Annotated in this window: 16 protein-coding genes and 1 pseudogene; 5 read left to right on the top strand and 12 right to left on the bottom strand. The window is 31.7% G+C overall.

Translation table 11 applies throughout. The features are described from left to right. On the top strand, window positions 1-1270 hold a 1270-nt coding region (locus tag ACHZC3_RS00005; RefSeq protein ID WP_394757825.1), incomplete at its 5' end, for a thioredoxin domain-containing protein. A 50-nt stretch (window positions 1271-1320) separates the two neighbouring features. Further along, complete coding sequence (locus ACHZC3_RS00010) at window positions 1321-1674, top strand: hypothetical protein (RefSeq protein WP_394757826.1); 354 nt, start codon at window positions 1321-1323, stop codon at window positions 1672-1674. Here ACHZC3_RS00010 and tsaB read toward each other — a convergent pair whose 3' ends face one another. The 7 genes from tsaB to ACHZC3_RS00045 all read right to left on the bottom strand — a co-directional run bounded on the left by tsaB (window position 1675) and on the right by ACHZC3_RS00045 (window position 7928). Further along, window positions 1675-2343 (bottom strand): tRNA (adenosine(37)-N6)-threonylcarbamoyltransferase complex dimerization subunit type 1 TsaB, encoded by a 669-nt coding sequence (gene tsaB, locus ACHZC3_RS00015; RefSeq protein WP_394757827.1) that lies wholly within the window; start codon window positions 2341-2343, stop codon window positions 1675-1677. A gap of 27 nt (window positions 2344-2370) precedes the next feature. Continuing rightward, window positions 2371-2976, bottom strand: a complete 606-nt coding sequence (locus tag ACHZC3_RS00020) for an FAD-dependent oxidoreductase (protein WP_394757828.1) — start codon at window positions 2974-2976, stop codon at window positions 2371-2373. Then, on the bottom strand, window positions 2977-3177 hold the full coding sequence (locus ACHZC3_RS00025) for a hypothetical protein (RefSeq protein ID WP_394757829.1): 201 nt from the start codon (window positions 3175-3177) through the stop codon (window positions 2977-2979). It abuts the gene before it with no gap. Window positions 3178-3215: 38 nt separating this feature from the next. Further along, a complete protein-coding gene (locus ACHZC3_RS00030) occupies window positions 3216-3794 on the bottom strand; it encodes a MarC family protein (protein ID WP_394757830.1) in 579 nt (192 codons plus the stop codon). 184 nt (window positions 3795-3978) lie between these two features. Then, the gene (locus tag ACHZC3_RS00035) at window positions 3979-5541 is read right to left on the bottom strand and encodes an OmpA family protein (protein WP_394757831.1); all 1563 of its coding nucleotides are present in this window, start codon (window positions 5539-5541) and stop codon (window positions 3979-3981) included. Between the two features lie 224 nt (window positions 5542-5765). Next, entirely contained in the window at window positions 5766-7283 is a 1518-nt protein-coding gene (locus ACHZC3_RS00040) for a GH3 auxin-responsive promoter family protein (protein WP_394757832.1), read from the bottom strand. Between the two features lie 21 nt (window positions 7284-7304). After that, complete coding sequence (locus tag ACHZC3_RS00045) at window positions 7305-7928, bottom strand: N-acetylmuramoyl-L-alanine amidase (protein WP_394757833.1); 624 nt, start codon at window positions 7926-7928, stop codon at window positions 7305-7307. An 89-nt stretch (window positions 7929-8017) separates the two neighbouring features. Between ACHZC3_RS00045 and ACHZC3_RS00050 the strand changes: the two genes are divergently transcribed. Continuing rightward, window positions 8018-8812: a DUF2797 domain-containing protein gene (locus ACHZC3_RS00050; RefSeq protein ID WP_394757834.1), complete on the top strand. Its 795-nt coding sequence runs from the start codon at window positions 8018-8020 to the stop codon at window positions 8810-8812. A gap of 42 nt (window positions 8813-8854) precedes the next feature. Here ACHZC3_RS00050 and ACHZC3_RS00055 read toward each other — a convergent pair whose 3' ends face one another. The 3 genes from ACHZC3_RS00055 to sppA form a co-directional block, all read right to left on the bottom strand. Continuing rightward, a complete protein-coding gene (locus ACHZC3_RS00055; protein ID WP_394757835.1) occupies window positions 8855-9367 on the bottom strand; it encodes a hypothetical protein in 513 nt (170 codons plus the stop codon). A 48-nt stretch (window positions 9368-9415) separates the two neighbouring features. Continuing rightward, the gene (locus tag ACHZC3_RS00060) at window positions 9416-12040 is read right to left on the bottom strand and encodes an AsmA-like C-terminal region-containing protein (protein WP_394757836.1); all 2625 of its coding nucleotides are present in this window, start codon (window positions 12038-12040) and stop codon (window positions 9416-9418) included. Between the two features lie 154 nt (window positions 12041-12194). Next, window positions 12195-13958, bottom strand: a complete 1764-nt coding sequence (gene sppA, locus ACHZC3_RS00065; protein ID WP_394757837.1) for a signal peptide peptidase SppA — start codon at window positions 13956-13958, stop codon at window positions 12195-12197. A gap of 215 nt (window positions 13959-14173) precedes the next feature. On the opposite strand from sppA, the gene folK reads away from it, so the two are divergent. Further along, a complete protein-coding gene (gene folK, locus ACHZC3_RS00070) occupies window positions 14174-15319 on the top strand; it encodes a 2-amino-4-hydroxy-6-hydroxymethyldihydropteridine diphosphokinase (RefSeq protein ID WP_394757838.1) in 1146 nt (381 codons plus the stop codon). Window positions 15320-15323: 4 nt separating this feature from the next. On the opposite strand, the gene ACHZC3_RS00075 is transcribed toward folK, so the two are convergent. Then, on the bottom strand, window positions 15324-15863 hold the full coding sequence (locus ACHZC3_RS00075; RefSeq protein WP_394757839.1) for an RNA methyltransferase: 540 nt from the start codon (window positions 15861-15863) through the stop codon (window positions 15324-15326). Between the two features lie 67 nt (window positions 15864-15930). Beyond that, window positions 15931-16449, bottom strand: coding sequence for a DUF1573 domain-containing protein (locus ACHZC3_RS00080; RefSeq protein WP_394757840.1), 519 nt, complete (start codon window positions 16447-16449; stop codon window positions 15931-15933). Between the two features lie 146 nt (window positions 16450-16595). Between ACHZC3_RS00080 and ACHZC3_RS00085 the strand changes: the two are divergent. Beyond that, window positions 16596-17953: pseudogene (locus ACHZC3_RS00085) on the top strand (DNA mismatch repair protein MutS); the annotation flags it as partial.

Below are 17953 nucleotides of genomic sequence, written 5' to 3' on the forward strand. Positions count from 1 at the left end.
CGATATCCGTTGGCATGTGCCACATTTCGAAAAGATGTTATACGACAACGGACAACTCATTTCTCTATATGCTCAAGCGTACAAAAGAACCCAAAATCCGCTGTACGAAGAAGTGATCGAAAAAACATTAACTTTCGTAGAAAGAGAATTTTTAAATCCAGATAATGGCTTTTATTCCGCACTCGATGCCGATAGTTTAAACCAAAATAACAAGCTTGAAGAAGGCGCTTTTTATGTCTGGAAAAAAGACCAATTACAAGAAGTATTACAAAATGATTATGAAGTTTTCAGTCATTTATATAATGTGAATGATTTTGGTTTTTGGGAACACGATAATTATGTTTTAATACAAAGTCAACCTTTAGAAAGTGTGGCGCTACAATTTGGCTTGACGGAAAACGAACTACAAAATAAAAAGGAAAATTGGGAACAATTACTTTTTATCGAAAGAGAAAAACGAGCAAAACCAAGGCTCGATGACAAATCGCTTACTTCCTGGAACGCTATTATGCTAAAAGGATATCTTGATGCTTATAATGCTCTAGGAAATGAAAACTATTTGACTATTGCCAAGAAAAATGCTCAATTTATTGTCGACAAGCAATGGTCGGCAGAAGGCTTTTTGTATCGTTCATACAAAAATAACAAAAGTACAATTGAAGGTTTTCTAGAAGATTACGCCTTTACAATTGATGCATTTATAAGTTTATATCAAACGACATTAGAAGAAAAGTATTTGCATCAAGCCAAACAATTAACTGATTATTGTTTTGATAATTTTTATGACGAAAAGCAACATTTTTTTGCTTTCAATTCTAGAAATTCGGCACAACTTATTGCACAACATTTCGAAACTGAAGATAATGTGATGCCTGCTTCCAACTCAGTTATGGCGAATAATTTATATGTTTTGAGTATTTTATTTAGCAATAATTATTATGAAAAAATAGCACTGCAAATGTTGCATCACATGATTCCTAATATGGATTATGCATCGGCTTATTCGAATTGGCTAAATTTATGGATGAATTTGTCTGAAGACAATAAAGAACTTGCAGTTTGTGGGGAGAGTGCATTGGCAAACATTCAAAAAATAAATAAAACTTATTTGCCTCATATTATTATTGCAGGAACAATAAAAAAATCAAATTTACCTTTTCTAGAAAATCGATTTATCGAAAATGAAAACTTATTTTATGTTTGCCAAAACAAAGCTTGTTTGATGCCAAAAACTACAATTGAAGAAATTTTTAACAATTTAAAAATATAATTCAAACAAAATTATGTAGTTTTACATCAATAACTAAAAATTAAAACAAAATGGGAGTAGGAAGTTTCTTTAAGAACATATTTGGTTCAAAAAAAGTAGATGAGATAATTGATCAAGCAAGTGATTTTGCTGATGATGCAATTGCAAAAGCGAAAGAAAGTGCAGCGCCACTTATGGATAAAGTTGAAGATTTTGCTGAACAAGCAGGAGATAAAATTAAAGAATATGTTCCACAAGCAGCGGCAACTATAGATAATGTTGTTGAGACTGTAAAAGAAAAAGCAGCAGATTTGATGGATAAAGCAGAAGAAATGGCACACGGAGCTGTTGATACTGCTGAAGAAAAAGCTAGTAATTTTGCTGCTGATACTACTGAAAAAGCTGCAGACGAAGTAGCTGACTAATTATTTTGGCGATACAGTCATCATAAAATCTTTGAGATAAAAAGGTTCAAAATAAGCGACACTAACTGTGTCGTTTTTTTTGTACTTATCATATGCTAATTTGCACATTTCTTTAGCTGATGGAAATTCTATTTTGTCATGATAAACAAATTTCGCATCGGTTAAAATAGTTTTGCATTTAGTTGCGCCATCTCCAATAAGGTGAATTGTTTCTGTAATTTCTTCAAAAGAATTTTCATCAATAATTTCAGCTTTTACTTCACGAATTTTAGCGAAATTGGCATCGAAAATGGCAGTGTAACATTCCATTCTTCGAGCATCAATCATAGGGATAATAACTCCGTTTTTGACAATAAGTTTTTGTGCTAAAGTTTCTAACGTATCAATAGCAATCAGTGGAATATCTAACGAATAGCACAAACCTTTTGCCGATGAAACTCCTATTCTCAAACCTGTATACGAACCCGGTCCTTGACTAATGGCAATGGCCGATAAATCTTTGAAAGTAATTTTGTTTTCCTTTAGAATTTCATCAATAAAAACATGCAATTTTTCTGCATGAGAATATCCTGCATCGGCAATTTCTTTACAAGTAATAACATTTCCGTTTTGCGACAAAGCAACGGAGCAATTTCTTGTGGCGGTTTCTATATTTAAGATGTAAGTCATTTAAAAGAAAAAATTAAACTTAAGTTGTTATCTTATACTATCGTGAACATGAGTTTCTATTCCGTTATTCCATAAAGTAAGAATATCGGTAGCAACTGCGGCTCCACTCCCAGATGCAATGACGAGCTGACTTCTGTGTCCTGCAAGCGTTCCTGCAACATAAATTCCTTCAGCAACTAAATGGTCTGTATTTACAAGCTGAATTCTATTTTTTTCTGGCAATGATTTTTTGTGTGGTTCTAAATATTGTTGTAATCCATCTATACCAAATAAATTTGAGGATCCAATTGCAACAACAATAATTCTAGTGTTGTAACTATTTTTATTAGTTGTAACTAAAAAGTTTCCTGCTTGACCAGAAATAGAAATTACTTTTTCATTTTCTATTTGAGAAATATTTGGGTAAGTAGTATGTAATTGCGCAGTGCTTTCCGTTAAAATCTCTGAGCCTAATTTTCCAGAACTAATTCCGTAAGCGTTATAAAAAATCGCATCTTGTAGTGACGACGCTTTTTGATGTGTAATAATGGAGATTTTCTTGTCTTGAACAAATATTTTTTTGTGCGCAGAGCCTAAAACTAAAGCGCAAGAAATTCCAGAAACGCCTCCACCAATAATTAAAACATCAAGCATTTATTGGTTTTTTAGTTTCTCTTCGATAGATTTAGATAATCTAAAAATAAGCAATATAACTAGTGCGCAAAGCACAGCAATAATTCCAATAATTCCGATTAAACTCTCGCCTTCTAGCAAGTTTTTAAAATCTAACTTGAGACAATTTATTCCAATAAAAATGACTGCAAAAGCAACAACGATATAAGTGAAAATTTTCATAGTTAAAATTTTATGTAGCAAATCTAAGAAAACAAAAACTAAACAAACAGACCTTTAACATTAGCAGCAAATAATTTAACAGCAATAGCAAGTAAAACCACACCAAAAACCTTTCTAATTATTCCCAATCCAGTTGTGCCTAAAATTTTTTCTATTTTTGAAGACGATTTTAAAACGCCATAAACCAAAATCATATTTAGCAAAATGGCGATAATAATATTAATATTATGATATTGCGACTTTAGCGAAAGCAAAGTTGTCATCGTTCCAGCACCAGCAATTAGCGGAAATGCAATAGGTACGATTGAAGCCGTTTTCGCTTCTTCGTCACGATATAGTCTAATGCCTAAAATCATTTCTAGAGCTAAGAAAAACAACACAAACGAACCTGCAACTGCAAACGAATTTACATCAATCCCTATCAAATGAAGTAATTCTTCTCCAACAAAAAGAAAGGTAATCATAATAAAAGTCGCTACAATGGATGCTTTTTCTGATTGAATATGACCAACTTTCGCTCTCAAATCGACTAAAATAGGAATGCTTCCAATAATATCAATGACAGCGAACAAAACCATTCCAACCGTTACAATTTCTTTCCAGCTAATTTCAAACATGTTTTTAAATTTTTAGGTCGTTGCAAAAGTACAAATAATTTTTATCTGGGCGTAGTTTCCTTTCCACTTCCAGATTTGATATAAAAAAAATAATGATAAGTAGTCACGGCTTAGCAATCAGTTTGAAAAACAAAAAATCCTGTTTCGTTACAAAACAGGATTTTAAATTTGTTACAAACAGTTGTTATCTTATAATAAACTCTACACGTCTATCAGTATTAAATTGAGCATCCGTACAATTTGTAGTGCAATTAGATAATGATTTTGTTTCTCCATATCCTTTTGCTTCTAAACGGTCTGAATTAATTCCTTTTTTAATTAAATACTGTTTAGCTTCTTGTGCTCTTTTATCTGATAAAATCATGTTGTATTTGTCAGAACCTCTAGAATCTGTGTGTGCGTTGATGGCAATGTTCATTTCTGGATTTGCACTTAATACTTCCAAAATTTTATTTAATGACAAAGTAGATTCTGTTTTGATAGACGCTTTATTAAAATCGAAGTAAATATTTTCGATAGCGATTGCGTTTGCTACAATTTCTGCTTTTGTCTGATCTAATTCTATGTTTGTAATAGAGTTTCCGTTTGCAGTAATTATTGGCAATTCAAAATCTAAATAACCTTCTTTTTTAGCTACAATAGTGTAATTTTCTGATGGTTCTACCTCAAAATTATAACCACCATTATTGTTTGTGTTTTGAGTTGTTACTTCTTTACCGTCTTCATCAATTAAACTAATTTTTGTATTTGGTAAAACAATTTTGCTTTGTTTTTCGCTTACTAAACCATTTAAAGTTGTACTATTTTTTTGTAAATCAAAACGGTAAATATCATAAGATCCTATACTTGCAGATCTATTTGAAGTTATATAACCTCTATTTTTTGTGGCTAAGATAAATGCAACTTCATCAGCTGATGTATTTATTGTTTTGCCTAAATTTAAGGGTTTAGTATAACGAGTTGTTTTTATTTTTGAGACAAAAACATCTTGTCCTCCATAGCCACTATGCCCATTAGAAGAAAAGTATATTTCTTTGCTTGTTGGTGATGCATAAGGGAATTTTTCATCGTTAGACGTGTTTATTGTATTCCCTAAGTTTACTGGATTTACTGGCATTCCGTCATTGTTTATCTCTGCAACATATATATCGTAACCTCCAAAGCCACCTGGCATATTTGAAGAGAAGTACATTTTGCTACCATCAGGCGAAAGGCAAGGGTTTTCGATAGAATAACTAACGCTATTAAAATCTATTGATACTTCATTTATCCATGTGTATTTTGAATTGTCAAAAATAGATTTGTATAATTGATAATTTTTCGAATTTCCATCAGCACTTTTTGTATAATATACGGTTTTCTCATCATTAGAAAATGCTAAGCCACCTTCATTGCCTTTAGAATCTAATGTATAAGCGAAAAAATAAGGTTTAGATAAATTTCCGGTTTTATCAATATTTAAACAATATAAACCGTTGTATGGATTGTTTGTATTTTCGTCTTTTCCTGCGCCAATAGCGCCTGTTTTTCTAGAAGAATACATAATGTATTTGTCTTTGAAGAAAGTAGAACCTATATCAGATAATTTGGTATTGATTCCAGTTGATACAATATTATATATATCTTTAGATTCATCAATTACTACTGAATTTGATGTTTCTGAATCTTCATTTTTAATAAATGAATCTTGAGCAAAGAATGAATTAGATATAAGAAATAATAAAATTGAAAATATTAAATTTTTCATAAAAATATAATTGTAAAACACTTGATTTTTGATAATAGTGCGCAAAAGTAATCTAATTGTTGAATTATATGCATGCATAATTGCTAAAATCGACAAAGTGTTGTTTTTTATCGATTAAGCGCGAGTTATTAACAAGTTGCTAACAATATTTTAGTTAATAAAGAGCTGAGTAAACGATGTGTAGGGTTTGTTTTGCTAATAAAAGAATCTCTTTTGGAAGAAATTTATTTGATTTGTAAAAGAAGTAGTTGTTCTAAATAGTCTCTTTTATTTGACAATCTAGGGATTTTGTGTTGCCCGCCTAATTTGTCTTGATTTTTTAACCAATCATAAAACAAATTTTCTCGAGCCACATTTATAGTTAGCTGATTTAAAGTCATATTGTTATAACGTTTGGCTTCATAGTCGGAATTAAGCGCTTGGATGTTTTCGTCTAGTAATTGACTGAATTGTTCAATGTTTTCAGGTTGTTTTCTGAATTCGATAATCCATTCGTGAGATCCTTTTTCTTTTCCGTTCATAAAAACAGGAGCTACCGTATAATCAATTACTTCAGAATTTGTGAGTTTACAGGTTTTGGCTATAGCCATATCGGTATTTTCGACCATTAATTCTTCACCAAAAACATTAATATGGTGTTTTGTCCTACCAGTAACTCTAATTCGGTAAGGATTTAAGGAAGTAAACCGAACAGTATCGCCTATTAAATAGCGCCACAAACCAGCATTTGTAGTAATAACTATAGCGTAGTTTTTTTGAAGTTCTACTTCAGCTAAACGAATTGCTTTTTGATTGGATGTGCCAAAAGTATCCATTGGAATAAATTCGTAAAAAATGCCGTAATCCAACATCAATAACAAATCACTAGAATTATTTAAATCTTGAATGGCAAAGAAACCTTCCGAAGCATTGTAAATTTCGTAATATTTGAAATCTTGTCTTGGTAAAATCTTTTTGTATTGTTCCCTGTAAGGATCAAAGCTTACACCTCCATGAAAATAAACTTCGAGATTAGGCCAAACATCAAATAAATTGTTATTTCCAGTTTCTTCTAAAACTTTATTTAAAAGCACCATCATCCACGAAGGAACACCTGCAAAACTGGTTACATTTTCTATTTTTGTTTCATTTACAATGGCGAGTAGTTTAGTTTCCCATTCGCTCATGAGCGATGTTTTGTTACTCGGCGTACTACTATATTCTGCCCAAAACGGCATGTTGTCTATTAATATGGCTGACAAATCACCAAAGAATGTATTGTTATCTTCATACAATTGTTTGCTTCCGCCAAGACGCAAACTTTTGCCCGTAAACAATTGAGAGTTTTCGTTGTTATTCAAGTACAAACACAACAAATCCTTGCTTCCTTTATAATGACAATCCTCTAAAGCGGAGTTACTTACTGGTATAAATTTGCTTTTTGCATTAGTTGTTCCACTAGATTTTGCAAACCATTTTATGGGTTCGTTCCAAAAAACGTGCTGTTCGCCTTTACGCGTTCTTTCTATAAGTGGTTCTAAATCTTCGTAACTGGAAACAGGAACTCGCTCTTGGAAAGTATCGTAAGATTTTATCGAATCGAAATCATATTGTTTGCCAATAACTGTATTTTCTGATGACCGAATAAGATTCGTCAGTAATTCTTCTTGTACTTCATTTGGGTATTTTAAAAACAACTCAATCTGATGAATGCGTTGTTTCAAAACCCACGAAGCAATAGAATTTATTATTGGTAAAGGCATTATTGATTTTAAATTTTAGAATTATGATTTTAGATTGCTAGCAAAATCTAGAATGATTTTAGCTATTTCTGTTTGTCCGTTTTCAGTCGAAATATAATCTTTGTCTTTTGTATTAGAAATATAACCAATCTCTAATGTTATTGCAGGAACTTCAGATTTTTTTAGAATAAAAAACGGTGCTTTTTTTACGCCTCTAATATTTAATGGTGTTTTTAAAGAAAATGAAGTCATTAATTTTTCCGCTAATTCGTTTGAGGTAACATATTCAGATGATTTGTCTGAAACAAAACATTCTATTCCGTTTGCATCACTGTTTTTGCTTGAATTTGCATGAAGAGAAATTACTAAATCGGGTTTAATTCCGTTTATAAAATCGACTCTTTCTTGTAATGTTATTAATTTGTCTTCCGTTCTTGTGAAGTGGATTTTAACATTTGAATTGTTATTTGCTATTCGGATTTTAGTAGAAATTGATTCAACTATCGATTTTTCTGACAATCCATTCATTGTAGCTCCTAAATCAATTCCGCCATGTCCAGCATCAATAACCACATTAATTTCTTCTTTATTTTTTTCATTAAGATTGATAAACGAAAACGAAATAAGTGTTAATGCAAGTAATGATAATTTCATTAAATTTTTCATAAGTATTTATTTTTAAAGTTTGTCTATCTATCTTTACGCTAAAATACTAAAAATATTGTGATTTGCTAATTAATAATTCAATTTAGACTATGATTTACGAAGGAGTTTTAACTAAAATGCAAACCGAAATTGGTAATCCAATTCAGTATTATTTGATATTTGAAAACAGTTTTCTAAATGTAAATCAGTTACTTGGAAAAGAATTGGAGATTTCTTTTCAAGGATACCAATGTTTGAATTGCAACAAAAAAAAGAAAATTTTCCGTCAAGGATTTTGTTACGATTGTTTTATGGGAAGCGCTTCGGCTGGCGATTGGATTATGAAACCTGAGCTTTCTACAGCACATTTAGATATTGAAGATCGAGATTTAGATTACGAAAAGAAAGTGCAATTGCAACCACACATTGTTTATTTGGCTTTGTCTAGCGAAGTAAAAGTTGGCGTAACTCGCGGCTCGCAAGTCCCAACTCGTTGGATAGATCAAGGCGCAGTGCAAGCCATTCCTATTGTCGAAGTTCCTAATAGATATCTTGCTGGAATTACCGAAGTCGCTCTTAAAAATCATTATGCAGACAAAACGAATTGGCAAAAAATGCTAAAAGGTGAAGTGCCAGTTGCCGATTTAATAAAAGAACGAATGAGTTTAAAATATTTGATTCCCAAAGAAGTTCAAGAATATTTCGATGTAAATAAAAATGATTTGTACGAATTGCATTTTCCTGTTTTGCAATATCCTAAAAAAGTGACCAGTCTAAATCTTGATAAATTGCCTAATTATTCTGGAAAATTATCAGGAATAAAAGGGCAGTACTTGATGTTTGAAGATGGAACTGTTTTTAATATTAGAACTTTTGAAGGTTATGTGGTGAAGATTAGTTTGTGAGTTTTTCATTACGAGGAACGAGGAATCTCATTTTAAAATTTTTCAATTGTAAAGTGAATATAAATATATAACTATTAGTGTCAAAAATGAGTTAATCAAGATGATATTTTGGAAACCATTTTCAGATAAATTTGTTTTGAATTTCAGCATAATCAAGCTGATTATCGCCGTAATTGTTAAGCTTAGTGCAAAGTAAAAACAAGCTCCATTTAAACCCGACATTAATTTATCAGAATAATCTTTACTTTTCGTTTTAATCGAATTAATGTTTTGAAAAATATAACTACGTCCAATTATTACTTCGTTTTCTTCAATAAATGTTTTTCTTATTGAAAACTCATACCCTTTTTCTGTGTAGAATTTATTACCAACGAATTCTTTAGTACTATAACTACTATATTTATTACGTCTACTAATCACAATTTGACTGTAAGCAACAATTTTGTCATTAATTTGTTTTTGTGGTAAAATCAATTGATCAATGATAAACAAACTAAAGAATATAGGAATGCAAATTAGAATTTTGATTGTAATTTTTGTGTGTTTTTCTTTCATTAAAATAAAATCGTTTGTCGCTAATGTGTTATTTAAACTGACGACTAACTAAGGGGTTGTTGCAGGTTTCTTTTTCTTCCCAAACAAACCATTCAACAAATCACCCGCAGCATTTTTTACAGCATCTTTTTTAGGATCTTTGGTTTTTGTAGTATCAGCAGGATCTTTTTTACCTCCGCCTAACAAATTACCTAAAGCAGTAGTCCCTTGATTCATCAACTTATCTTTCTGTAATTTCACGATTTGAGAAGCTAAATTTGTTGACGCTTGTTTCATATCCGTACTTACTTTTGGGCTAGAGAAACTTCCAGTCATTAAAGCGGTAATAGGTAAGTTTTCAATTTTTGCAGCATCGGTAGGAGTTAGTTTTGCTAATAATTTATTTACTTCGGCTCCTAAATATTTCGCAGGAACATCCATTTTGATGTTGTAATTCATGTTTTGGTCGAAACCATGCGAACCGCCAATTTCGGCATTAATATCTTGGTATTTTATTTTGAATGGCTTTACAGTAACTTTCCCATCTTTGAACGAAATAGCAGCTTTAATATCGTTTAAATTAAGCTTACTAACATCTAAAAATTTGACTTGAGAACCCAAAGCTGACAACATTTGCGAGTTACTCGGATTGACAGTTGTAGATAATAATTGACCCAATAAATCGCCACTTATTGTTTTTAAATCGGGTGTCATTTCTGTTGCATCAAGATTTCCAGATAGTTTGATATTAGAATTTAGTTTACCATTTATAACACCCGCAATTGGTGCAATTTTTTTCAACATGTCTAATTGTGTAAAAGTCTTGGCGATATCTACTTTACTTAAATCTAAATTCATGTTGAATGTTGGTACTTTTCCTTTGGTGGAAACCAAACCGTTTACTCCAATTTGACCATCAAAAATATTGGTAGTTATATTTTGTAAAGTCACAGCTTCGTCACGAATAATCATAGTTCCAGAAACCGCTTTTAGAGTCAAGTTGTCGTAAACAACAGTATTTGCTTTTGCTGTAATTTTACAATCTAAAAAAGCAGGGATTTTTACAGCTTCTTTCTCTTTTTTTGTCCCAGAAGATGATCCTGATTCTGAACTTCCTTTTGTCGTTGCAGGAGTTGGCGCCATAAAATCGGCAATTAAAAACTGATTCGAATTCATATTGAAATTCCCTTTCAATATTTGGTTTCTAAACACAAATCCGTAAAAATTATCTAAAGTTCCTGTCATTTGAATATCTGAATTTCCAGTTTTCATATCCAATTGATTCAAGCGAATTTGATTTGGATTAAAAGCAATAACGGCTTGTTTTATTTGAACAGGTTTCGCCATGCCTTCGCCAGTATAATTAAAACCGGTTAAAGTCATATTTCCAGCATTTTGAATCTTCTCGTACTGACTTTTCTCTACCGATTGCATGTCGAATTTAGTAGTTACATCGGCTTTTAGTATTCCAGAAAGTGGTGTTGTTAATTTTATAGGATATGCTTTGGTAACATTAGCTAAATTGATTGTTCCTTTTAGTGCTGCATCGACTAACGCATTAGTAGCTACGTTTCTAATGTTGGCTTTGGCAGTAAAAACGTCTTGATCTATCTTAAAAGAAAGTTTGTCAAGATTTACATAAGTATCGTTCATCAAACCTGTTTCGTTAATGATTTTTGTATCGATAATTATATTTTGAACCGATTTTGGCAAATCTGGATATTGAAACGAAGCGTTGTTTGATGCAATAGCAATATTAAATTTAGGAACTGTTGTATCTGTCAGTTTTCCTTTTGCAAAACCAGCTACGGTAAAATCTCCAGTGGTTTTCACAGTATTCAAATCGCCAGCATAAGCAGCAGGAACAAGTCCTAAGAAGTTTTTGAACGATGATGTTGGTGTTTTGAAAGTTACATCATAATCCTGACCATCTTCTAATAATTGTATAAACCCGTTAAATTGTAATGGCAATTCGTTAATTTTTGCTGTATTGTCTTTGAACGTATATTTGCTTTTCTCTAAATCGATTCCAAGAACAGCATCGAGTGAAATAGCTACATTTTTCATGTAATTCATCTTGTCCATGTCGAGCGAAATTTTTGCTGTTGATTTTGTATCTAAATCTAAAATCTGTGAAGCAAAATTTCCAGTTCCTTTGTGGTTTAACTCGGTAATAACCATTTTAATTTTTGAACGTTCGTCGTAGTATTTGAATTTAAAATTTTCAATTTCATAATTCTGAATATTCATCGCAAAAGGTTTGCTTTTTGAATTGTCTTTTGCAGTGTCTTTTTTTGCGATATCGAAATTTCCGACACCATCTTTATTGAAAAGGATATTTATTTTTCCATTTTTTGTAGAAATAGATTCCAATGTCATGGCTTCATCATCACCTTTAAATAATTCTTTGATAGACATTTGAAGATTTAGTTCTTCAAAAGCCACCAATGTATCGCCAGCAAAAGGTGCTTTGTTGATGATGATTAGTTTTTGAATTCCTACATTGGCTTGCGGAAAACTTTTGAATAAACTCAAACTAGCATCAGCAAAAGTTACTTTAGCATCAACACTTTCGTTGATAGATTTCTCGATTTTCGCTTTTATTTGATCTTTAAAAAAGATTGGAATTGCAGCTAAAGCAGCAACAATTACTAATAAAAAAACACCAATTCCTATAAAGATTTTCTTTTTCATGTTGTTCTAATTTAATTCTAATGGTTTATTGCAAAAAGCTTGCCTTACTTTCTTACAAAAGTAGCATTTATAGTTTAAGTGTGTTGTAAACTTTTCATAAAAAAATCCGTTTCACCTAGAAGTAAAACGGATTAGTTTTTTAATTATTTTAATATTATCTAATATTTATCTCAAACGGCATCATTGCCTGAACTCCTTTTTGAGAATTCATTTTTCTAATTTGTTCGATTATTTTATAGTTTTCTAGGCCAATTTCTTCTTTTATTAAATTCTCTCGAGATTTCATGAAAGGGAAGCCACTTCCGCCAAATAAATCTTTAAAATCTTTCTCGTATTTAGGATAATCGACAGTCGAGTACTCTTTTACTTTAACCAAGTTTGAAGCATAAGCCAAAGCAGCGTCTAAACCACCTATTTTGTCTACCAATCCCAAACGCAACGCGTCAGAACCAGCCCAAACTCTTCCTTGTGCAATAGCGTCTACTTGTGCAAATGTCATTTTACGACCTGTGGCAACACGAGTAACAAAGGTGTTGTATATGTTTTCGACACTTTCTTGTGTGAATTTTCTAAAATTATCATCTAGCGGTTTGAATAAACTATATCCAGAAGCATTTTCATGAGTTTCTACTAATTCAGAGTTTATTCCGTAATTTTTTGTTATTTGTGATAGATTTGGTAATACACCAAAAACACCTATTGAACCAGTAATTGTACTAGCTTCGGCAAAAATTTTATCTGCATTACAAGCTATATAATATCCGCCAGAAGCGGCTAAATTCCCCATAGAAACAATAACAGGTTTTACTTTTTTTGTAATTTCGATTTCTCTCCAAATCAAATCAGAAGTAAGTGCACTTCCTCCAGGACTATCTATTCGCAATACAATTGCTTTTACTTTATCATCTTTTCTAGCTTCTTGCAACGAACGACGCATAGAACCTTCGCCAACTACATTCAAATCTCCTTCGCCAGAACCTATTTCGCCTTGAGCATAAATAACTGCGATTTTATCTTTAGTGTCAAAATCAGAGGTGGATGTAGCAATATCTTGTGCGTAATCCATCATTTTTACAGTATTGTAATCTTCGTCAGCATCAACTTTTAGTGCTTTTTTAATGTCATCATGATACACATCTTCATAGACAATTTTGTCAACCAATTTATTGGATTTTGCCATTTCTGGTGTACGAGCTAATAATCCTGCTGCAATAGTGTTTAATTGTGCTATTGGAATATTTCTTGACTTCGAAATATCTGCAGCCATTGTATTCCAAATTGACGTTAGAAAAGTAGTGATTTGATCTCTGTTTTCTGGACTCATTTCGCTTAGCAAAAATGGTTCAACGGCACTTTTGTATTTTCCGTGACGAATAACTTCCATTTTCAATCCAGTTTTATTCTGAAAATCTTTAAAATACATCACTTCGGTCGAAAGTCCTTTGAAATCAAGATCTCCAATAGGATTTATGTAAACTGTATTCGCAACAGAATTTAGATAATAATCCTTTTGCGAATAAGTATTGCCATAAGCCATGACAAATTTGCCTGATTTTTTGAAATCTTCTAATTGGTCACGCAAAGCTTTAGTTTGTGCAACACCAAGTAGTAACGAATTATTCAGAATAGAAATTCCTTTTATTTTATCGTCGGTTTTTGCGAATTCAATCGCTTTCAAAACATCAGTCAAACCATCGTGATTGGCTTCAAAATAACCTATTTCTTCATAATTAAATTTCCCACCATAATCGTTGGTTACTTCTTCGAGATTTAATTCTAAAACAGAATTATCTTCGACATAAGTCGATTTTGAGCTGCCTCCAAAAATCGCTCCTATCATTAGTATTCCAAAAAAGAATAACATGCAAAAAATAAACAAACCAACAATGGTTGCTAGTACATTTCCTAAAAATTTCATTTTATTATAATTTATTTACCTATAAGTATTGATTGTGAATGTTTTGTTACACACAAAAGGCTAAAGTTTTAAAGTCAAATATTGTAAAGTCTTGTCAGATGTAAAAAAATAATGAACGATAGTGTAAGCTTTTAGACTTTAGATGTTAAGACTTTACGACTTAATTGCAAATATACTACGATTGTAAAATTCTTTTTAGTTAATTTGTGCTGATTATGAAAATGCAACAAAAAGTAGTCTTATCGCTTGGGACTAACCAAGGAAATCGTCTCGAAAATATCGAAAATTGCATCCAATTAATTCATCAGAATATTGGGTTAGTTTTACGTATTTCTAAGTTATATGAAACACCTTCATGGGGTTTTGATAGTGATGCTTTTTACAATTGTGCATTAGTTTTGCACTCTTCTTTTTCTGCCGAAAAAATACTGAGAAAGATTACTTCAATAGAAAAAGAATTAGGGAGAATTAGAAAAAATTCGAATTCTTATGAGGCCAGAATTATTGATATTGATATTATTGCGATTGATGAACAAATATACAGTTCAGAAGCTCTAACTATTCCGCATCAGCAAATGCAAAACAGACTTTTTGTATTATTACCTATGTTGGATTTGAAACTCGAATGGCAACATCCAATTCTTCAAAAATCGGTTCGAGAATTAATCGAAAAATGTGACGATAAAAGTGATTGTAAAGTTGTTTCGAATTTAGATTCCACTTTAAAAAAATACAGTATTAATCAATTGAATTATATTGCTATTGAAGGAAATATTGGTGCAGGAAAAACAACATTAGCGACAAAAATTGCAGAAGATTTTAATGCTAAAACTGTTTTAGAACGTTTTGCTGACAATCCTTTTTTGCCAAAATTTTATAAAGATCAAAACCGATATGCATTTCCTTTAGAAATGTCATTTCTAGCCGATAGGTACCAGCAATTATCTGATGATTTATCGCAATTTGATTTGTTTAAAGACTTTGTTGTTGCCGATTATCATATTTTTAAATCATTAATCTTTGCCAAAGTAACTTTGCAAGAAGACGAATTCAGGTTATATAAAACCTTATTCGATATTATTTATAAGGAAATGCCAAAACCTGATTTGTATGTTTATTTATACCAAAACACAGATAGATTATTGCAAAATATTAAAAAAAGAGGCCGAAGCTACGAGCAAGAAATTGAAGCCGAATATCTAGAGAAAATAAACCACGGTTATTTAGATTACATCAAATCGCATAAGGATTTAAATGTTTTGGTAATTGATGTTTCCGATTTTGATTTTGTAAAAAAACAAAAAGACTATGTAAAGGTTTTAGAAATAATTCAAGAAAAATTAGATTTTCAAACTTCATAGAAATCTAATATTCTAAATTGTCCAGTTTTACAAATAAATCCCAAACTACAATTCCAGCGCTTACTGAAATATTTAACGAATGTTTGGTTCCTAATTGGGGGATTTCAATTGTGCCATGGCAAAATTTTATAGCTTCTTGGTTTACACCAAAAACTTCATTACCAAAAACCAAAGCGTATTTTTTATCGTTTTCAACTTTAAAATCATTAAGAAATATCGAATTTTCTACCTGTTCGATAGCAAATACTGAAATTTTTTCTTTTTTTAAATTTTCAATCACTTCCAAAACACTTTCACTGTGCTCCCAAACAACAGTTTCTGTCGCACCAAGAGCAGTTTTATGAATCTCTTTGTTGGGCGGCGTTGCTGTGATTCCACACAGATATATCTTTTCAATCAGAAAAGCATCAGCTGTTCTAAAAACCGAACCAATATTATGTAAACTTCTAATGTCATCTAGAATTATAATAATGGGAGTTTTTGGAGCTTCTTTAAAATCTAAAATTGATTTTCTATCTAGTTCGCTATTTTCTAATTTGCGCATGATACTGTTTTATAAAAAAAGCTTTCACCATGGCGAAAGCTTTTAAGATATTTTGAGAAAGGTTTAATTAGCTTTTTGTAGGCTCAACTATTCCTGCTGCTGGAGCTGGAGTTGGATCTGCTAGAACGGTTCCTTTTATTGTTAATATTTTAGATGGCATTCCTTCAGCATTTGAAGTTACAGTTACCGTTTTAGTAAAAGGCCCAACTCTGTCAGTAGCATATTTTACACCTATTACTGCTTTTGCACCAGGAGCAATTGGGTCTTTAGGTGTAGTTGGAACTGTACAGCCACATGATCCTTGCGCATTAGAAATGATTAGCGGTTTGTTTCCATTGTTTGTTAATACAAATTCACGTTTTCCATCTGCATTATGTGCAATTGTACCATAATCGATTGTTTCGTTTTCAAAAACCATTCCAGCACCTTCAACTTTTGGAAGTGGAGTAGCAGCAACTTTTTTAGCTTTTTTTACGTTTTTAGTTTTTTTAACTTCCATTTTTGCTTTGGTAGCAACTTCTTGAGCGTTAACAGTGTTTGCTCCAAAAAAAGCAATAGCTGATAAAATAAATATAATTTTTTTCATTTTTAATTTTAAATATTGTTTAACAGAACAAATGTAAAAATAAAATCGAATTGCAATACTTTTTTTATCTAAAATTGTTGTTAAATTATTCGCTATTTATTTCATCAAAATAAGTAAATTCGTTGCCTAAATTAAATCACAAAGTTTTGTCTGCAAAAGAAAAGGAAATCAAGGAAACGCCGTTAATGAAGCAATATAATGAGATAAAAAGGAAATATCCTGATGCTTGTTTGCTATTTCGTGTGGGTGATTTTTACGAAACTTTTGGTGATGATGCTGTTCGTGCATCAAAAATTCTTGGAATAACCCTTACAAAACGTGGCGCTGGTTCGCCTACCGAAACGGCTTTGGCTGGTTTTCCGCATCATTCTATCAATACGTATTTACCAAAATTAGTTAAAGCAGGGCTTCGTGTTGCTATTTGCGACCAGTTAGAAGACCCAAAAATGACAAAAACCATTGTAAAACGTGGCGTGACTGAACTGGTTACTCCTGGTGTTTCCATGAATGATGAAGTTTTAAACTCGAAATCAAACAATTTTTTGGCATCTATTTACTTTGGTAAAAAAATAATTGGAGTTTCCTTTCTGGATGTTTCCACAGGAGAGTTTCTTACTTCCGAAGGGAATGAAGAATATATAGATAAGTTGTTGCAAAACTTTAGCCCAAGTGAGATTTTGGTTCCAAAGCAAAATAAAGGCGATTTCAAAGATAAATTTGGAGATAATTTTCATGCTTTTTATCTTGAAGATTGGGTTTATAAAGAAGATTATGCTACCGAAACTTTAATAAATCATTTTCAAACTAATTCCCTAAAAGGTTTTGGCGTCGAAGAATTAACAAACGGAATTATTGCTTCTGGAGCGATTTTGTATTATTTATCGGAAACACAACACAATCGAATTCAACACATCACATCGATACATCGTATTGCCGAAGATGCTTACGTTTGGATGGATAGATTTACAATCAGAAATCTTGAATTATATCATAGTTACAATCCTAATGCCGTGACTTTACTCGATATTATCGACAAAACACTTTCGCCAATGGGCGGACGAATGCTCAAACGATGGTTGGCGCTTCCGCTAAAAGACGCTAATAAAATAAAATCTCGTCATGAAGTTGTAGCTTATTTTAAAGAAAATCAAGAACTACTGAAAAAGGTTCAAAATCAGATTAAACAAATTTCCGATTTAGAACGTTTAATTTCTAAAGTGGCAGCAGGAAGAATTAGTCCGCGAGAAATTATTTATCTAAAAGAATCATTAGATGCTATCATTCCTATAAAAGAATTAGCATTACAAAGCACGCAAGAAGCTGTAAAAGTTATTGGCGATAGTTTGCATAGTTGCGATTTGTTACGTGAGAAAATAAAAACGACATTAAACCAGGAAGCACCAGTTGCTATAAGTAAAGGAAATGCGATTGCTTCGGGAATAAATACTGAATTAGACGAACTGCGAGGAATATCAACTTTAGGAAAAGAATATCTAGAAGGAAT

The sequence above is a fragment of the Flavobacterium sp. genome (genome assembly GCF_043720215.1).
In the GTDB taxonomy this organism is placed as follows: domain Bacteria; phylum Bacteroidota; class Bacteroidia; order Flavobacteriales; family Flavobacteriaceae; genus Flavobacterium.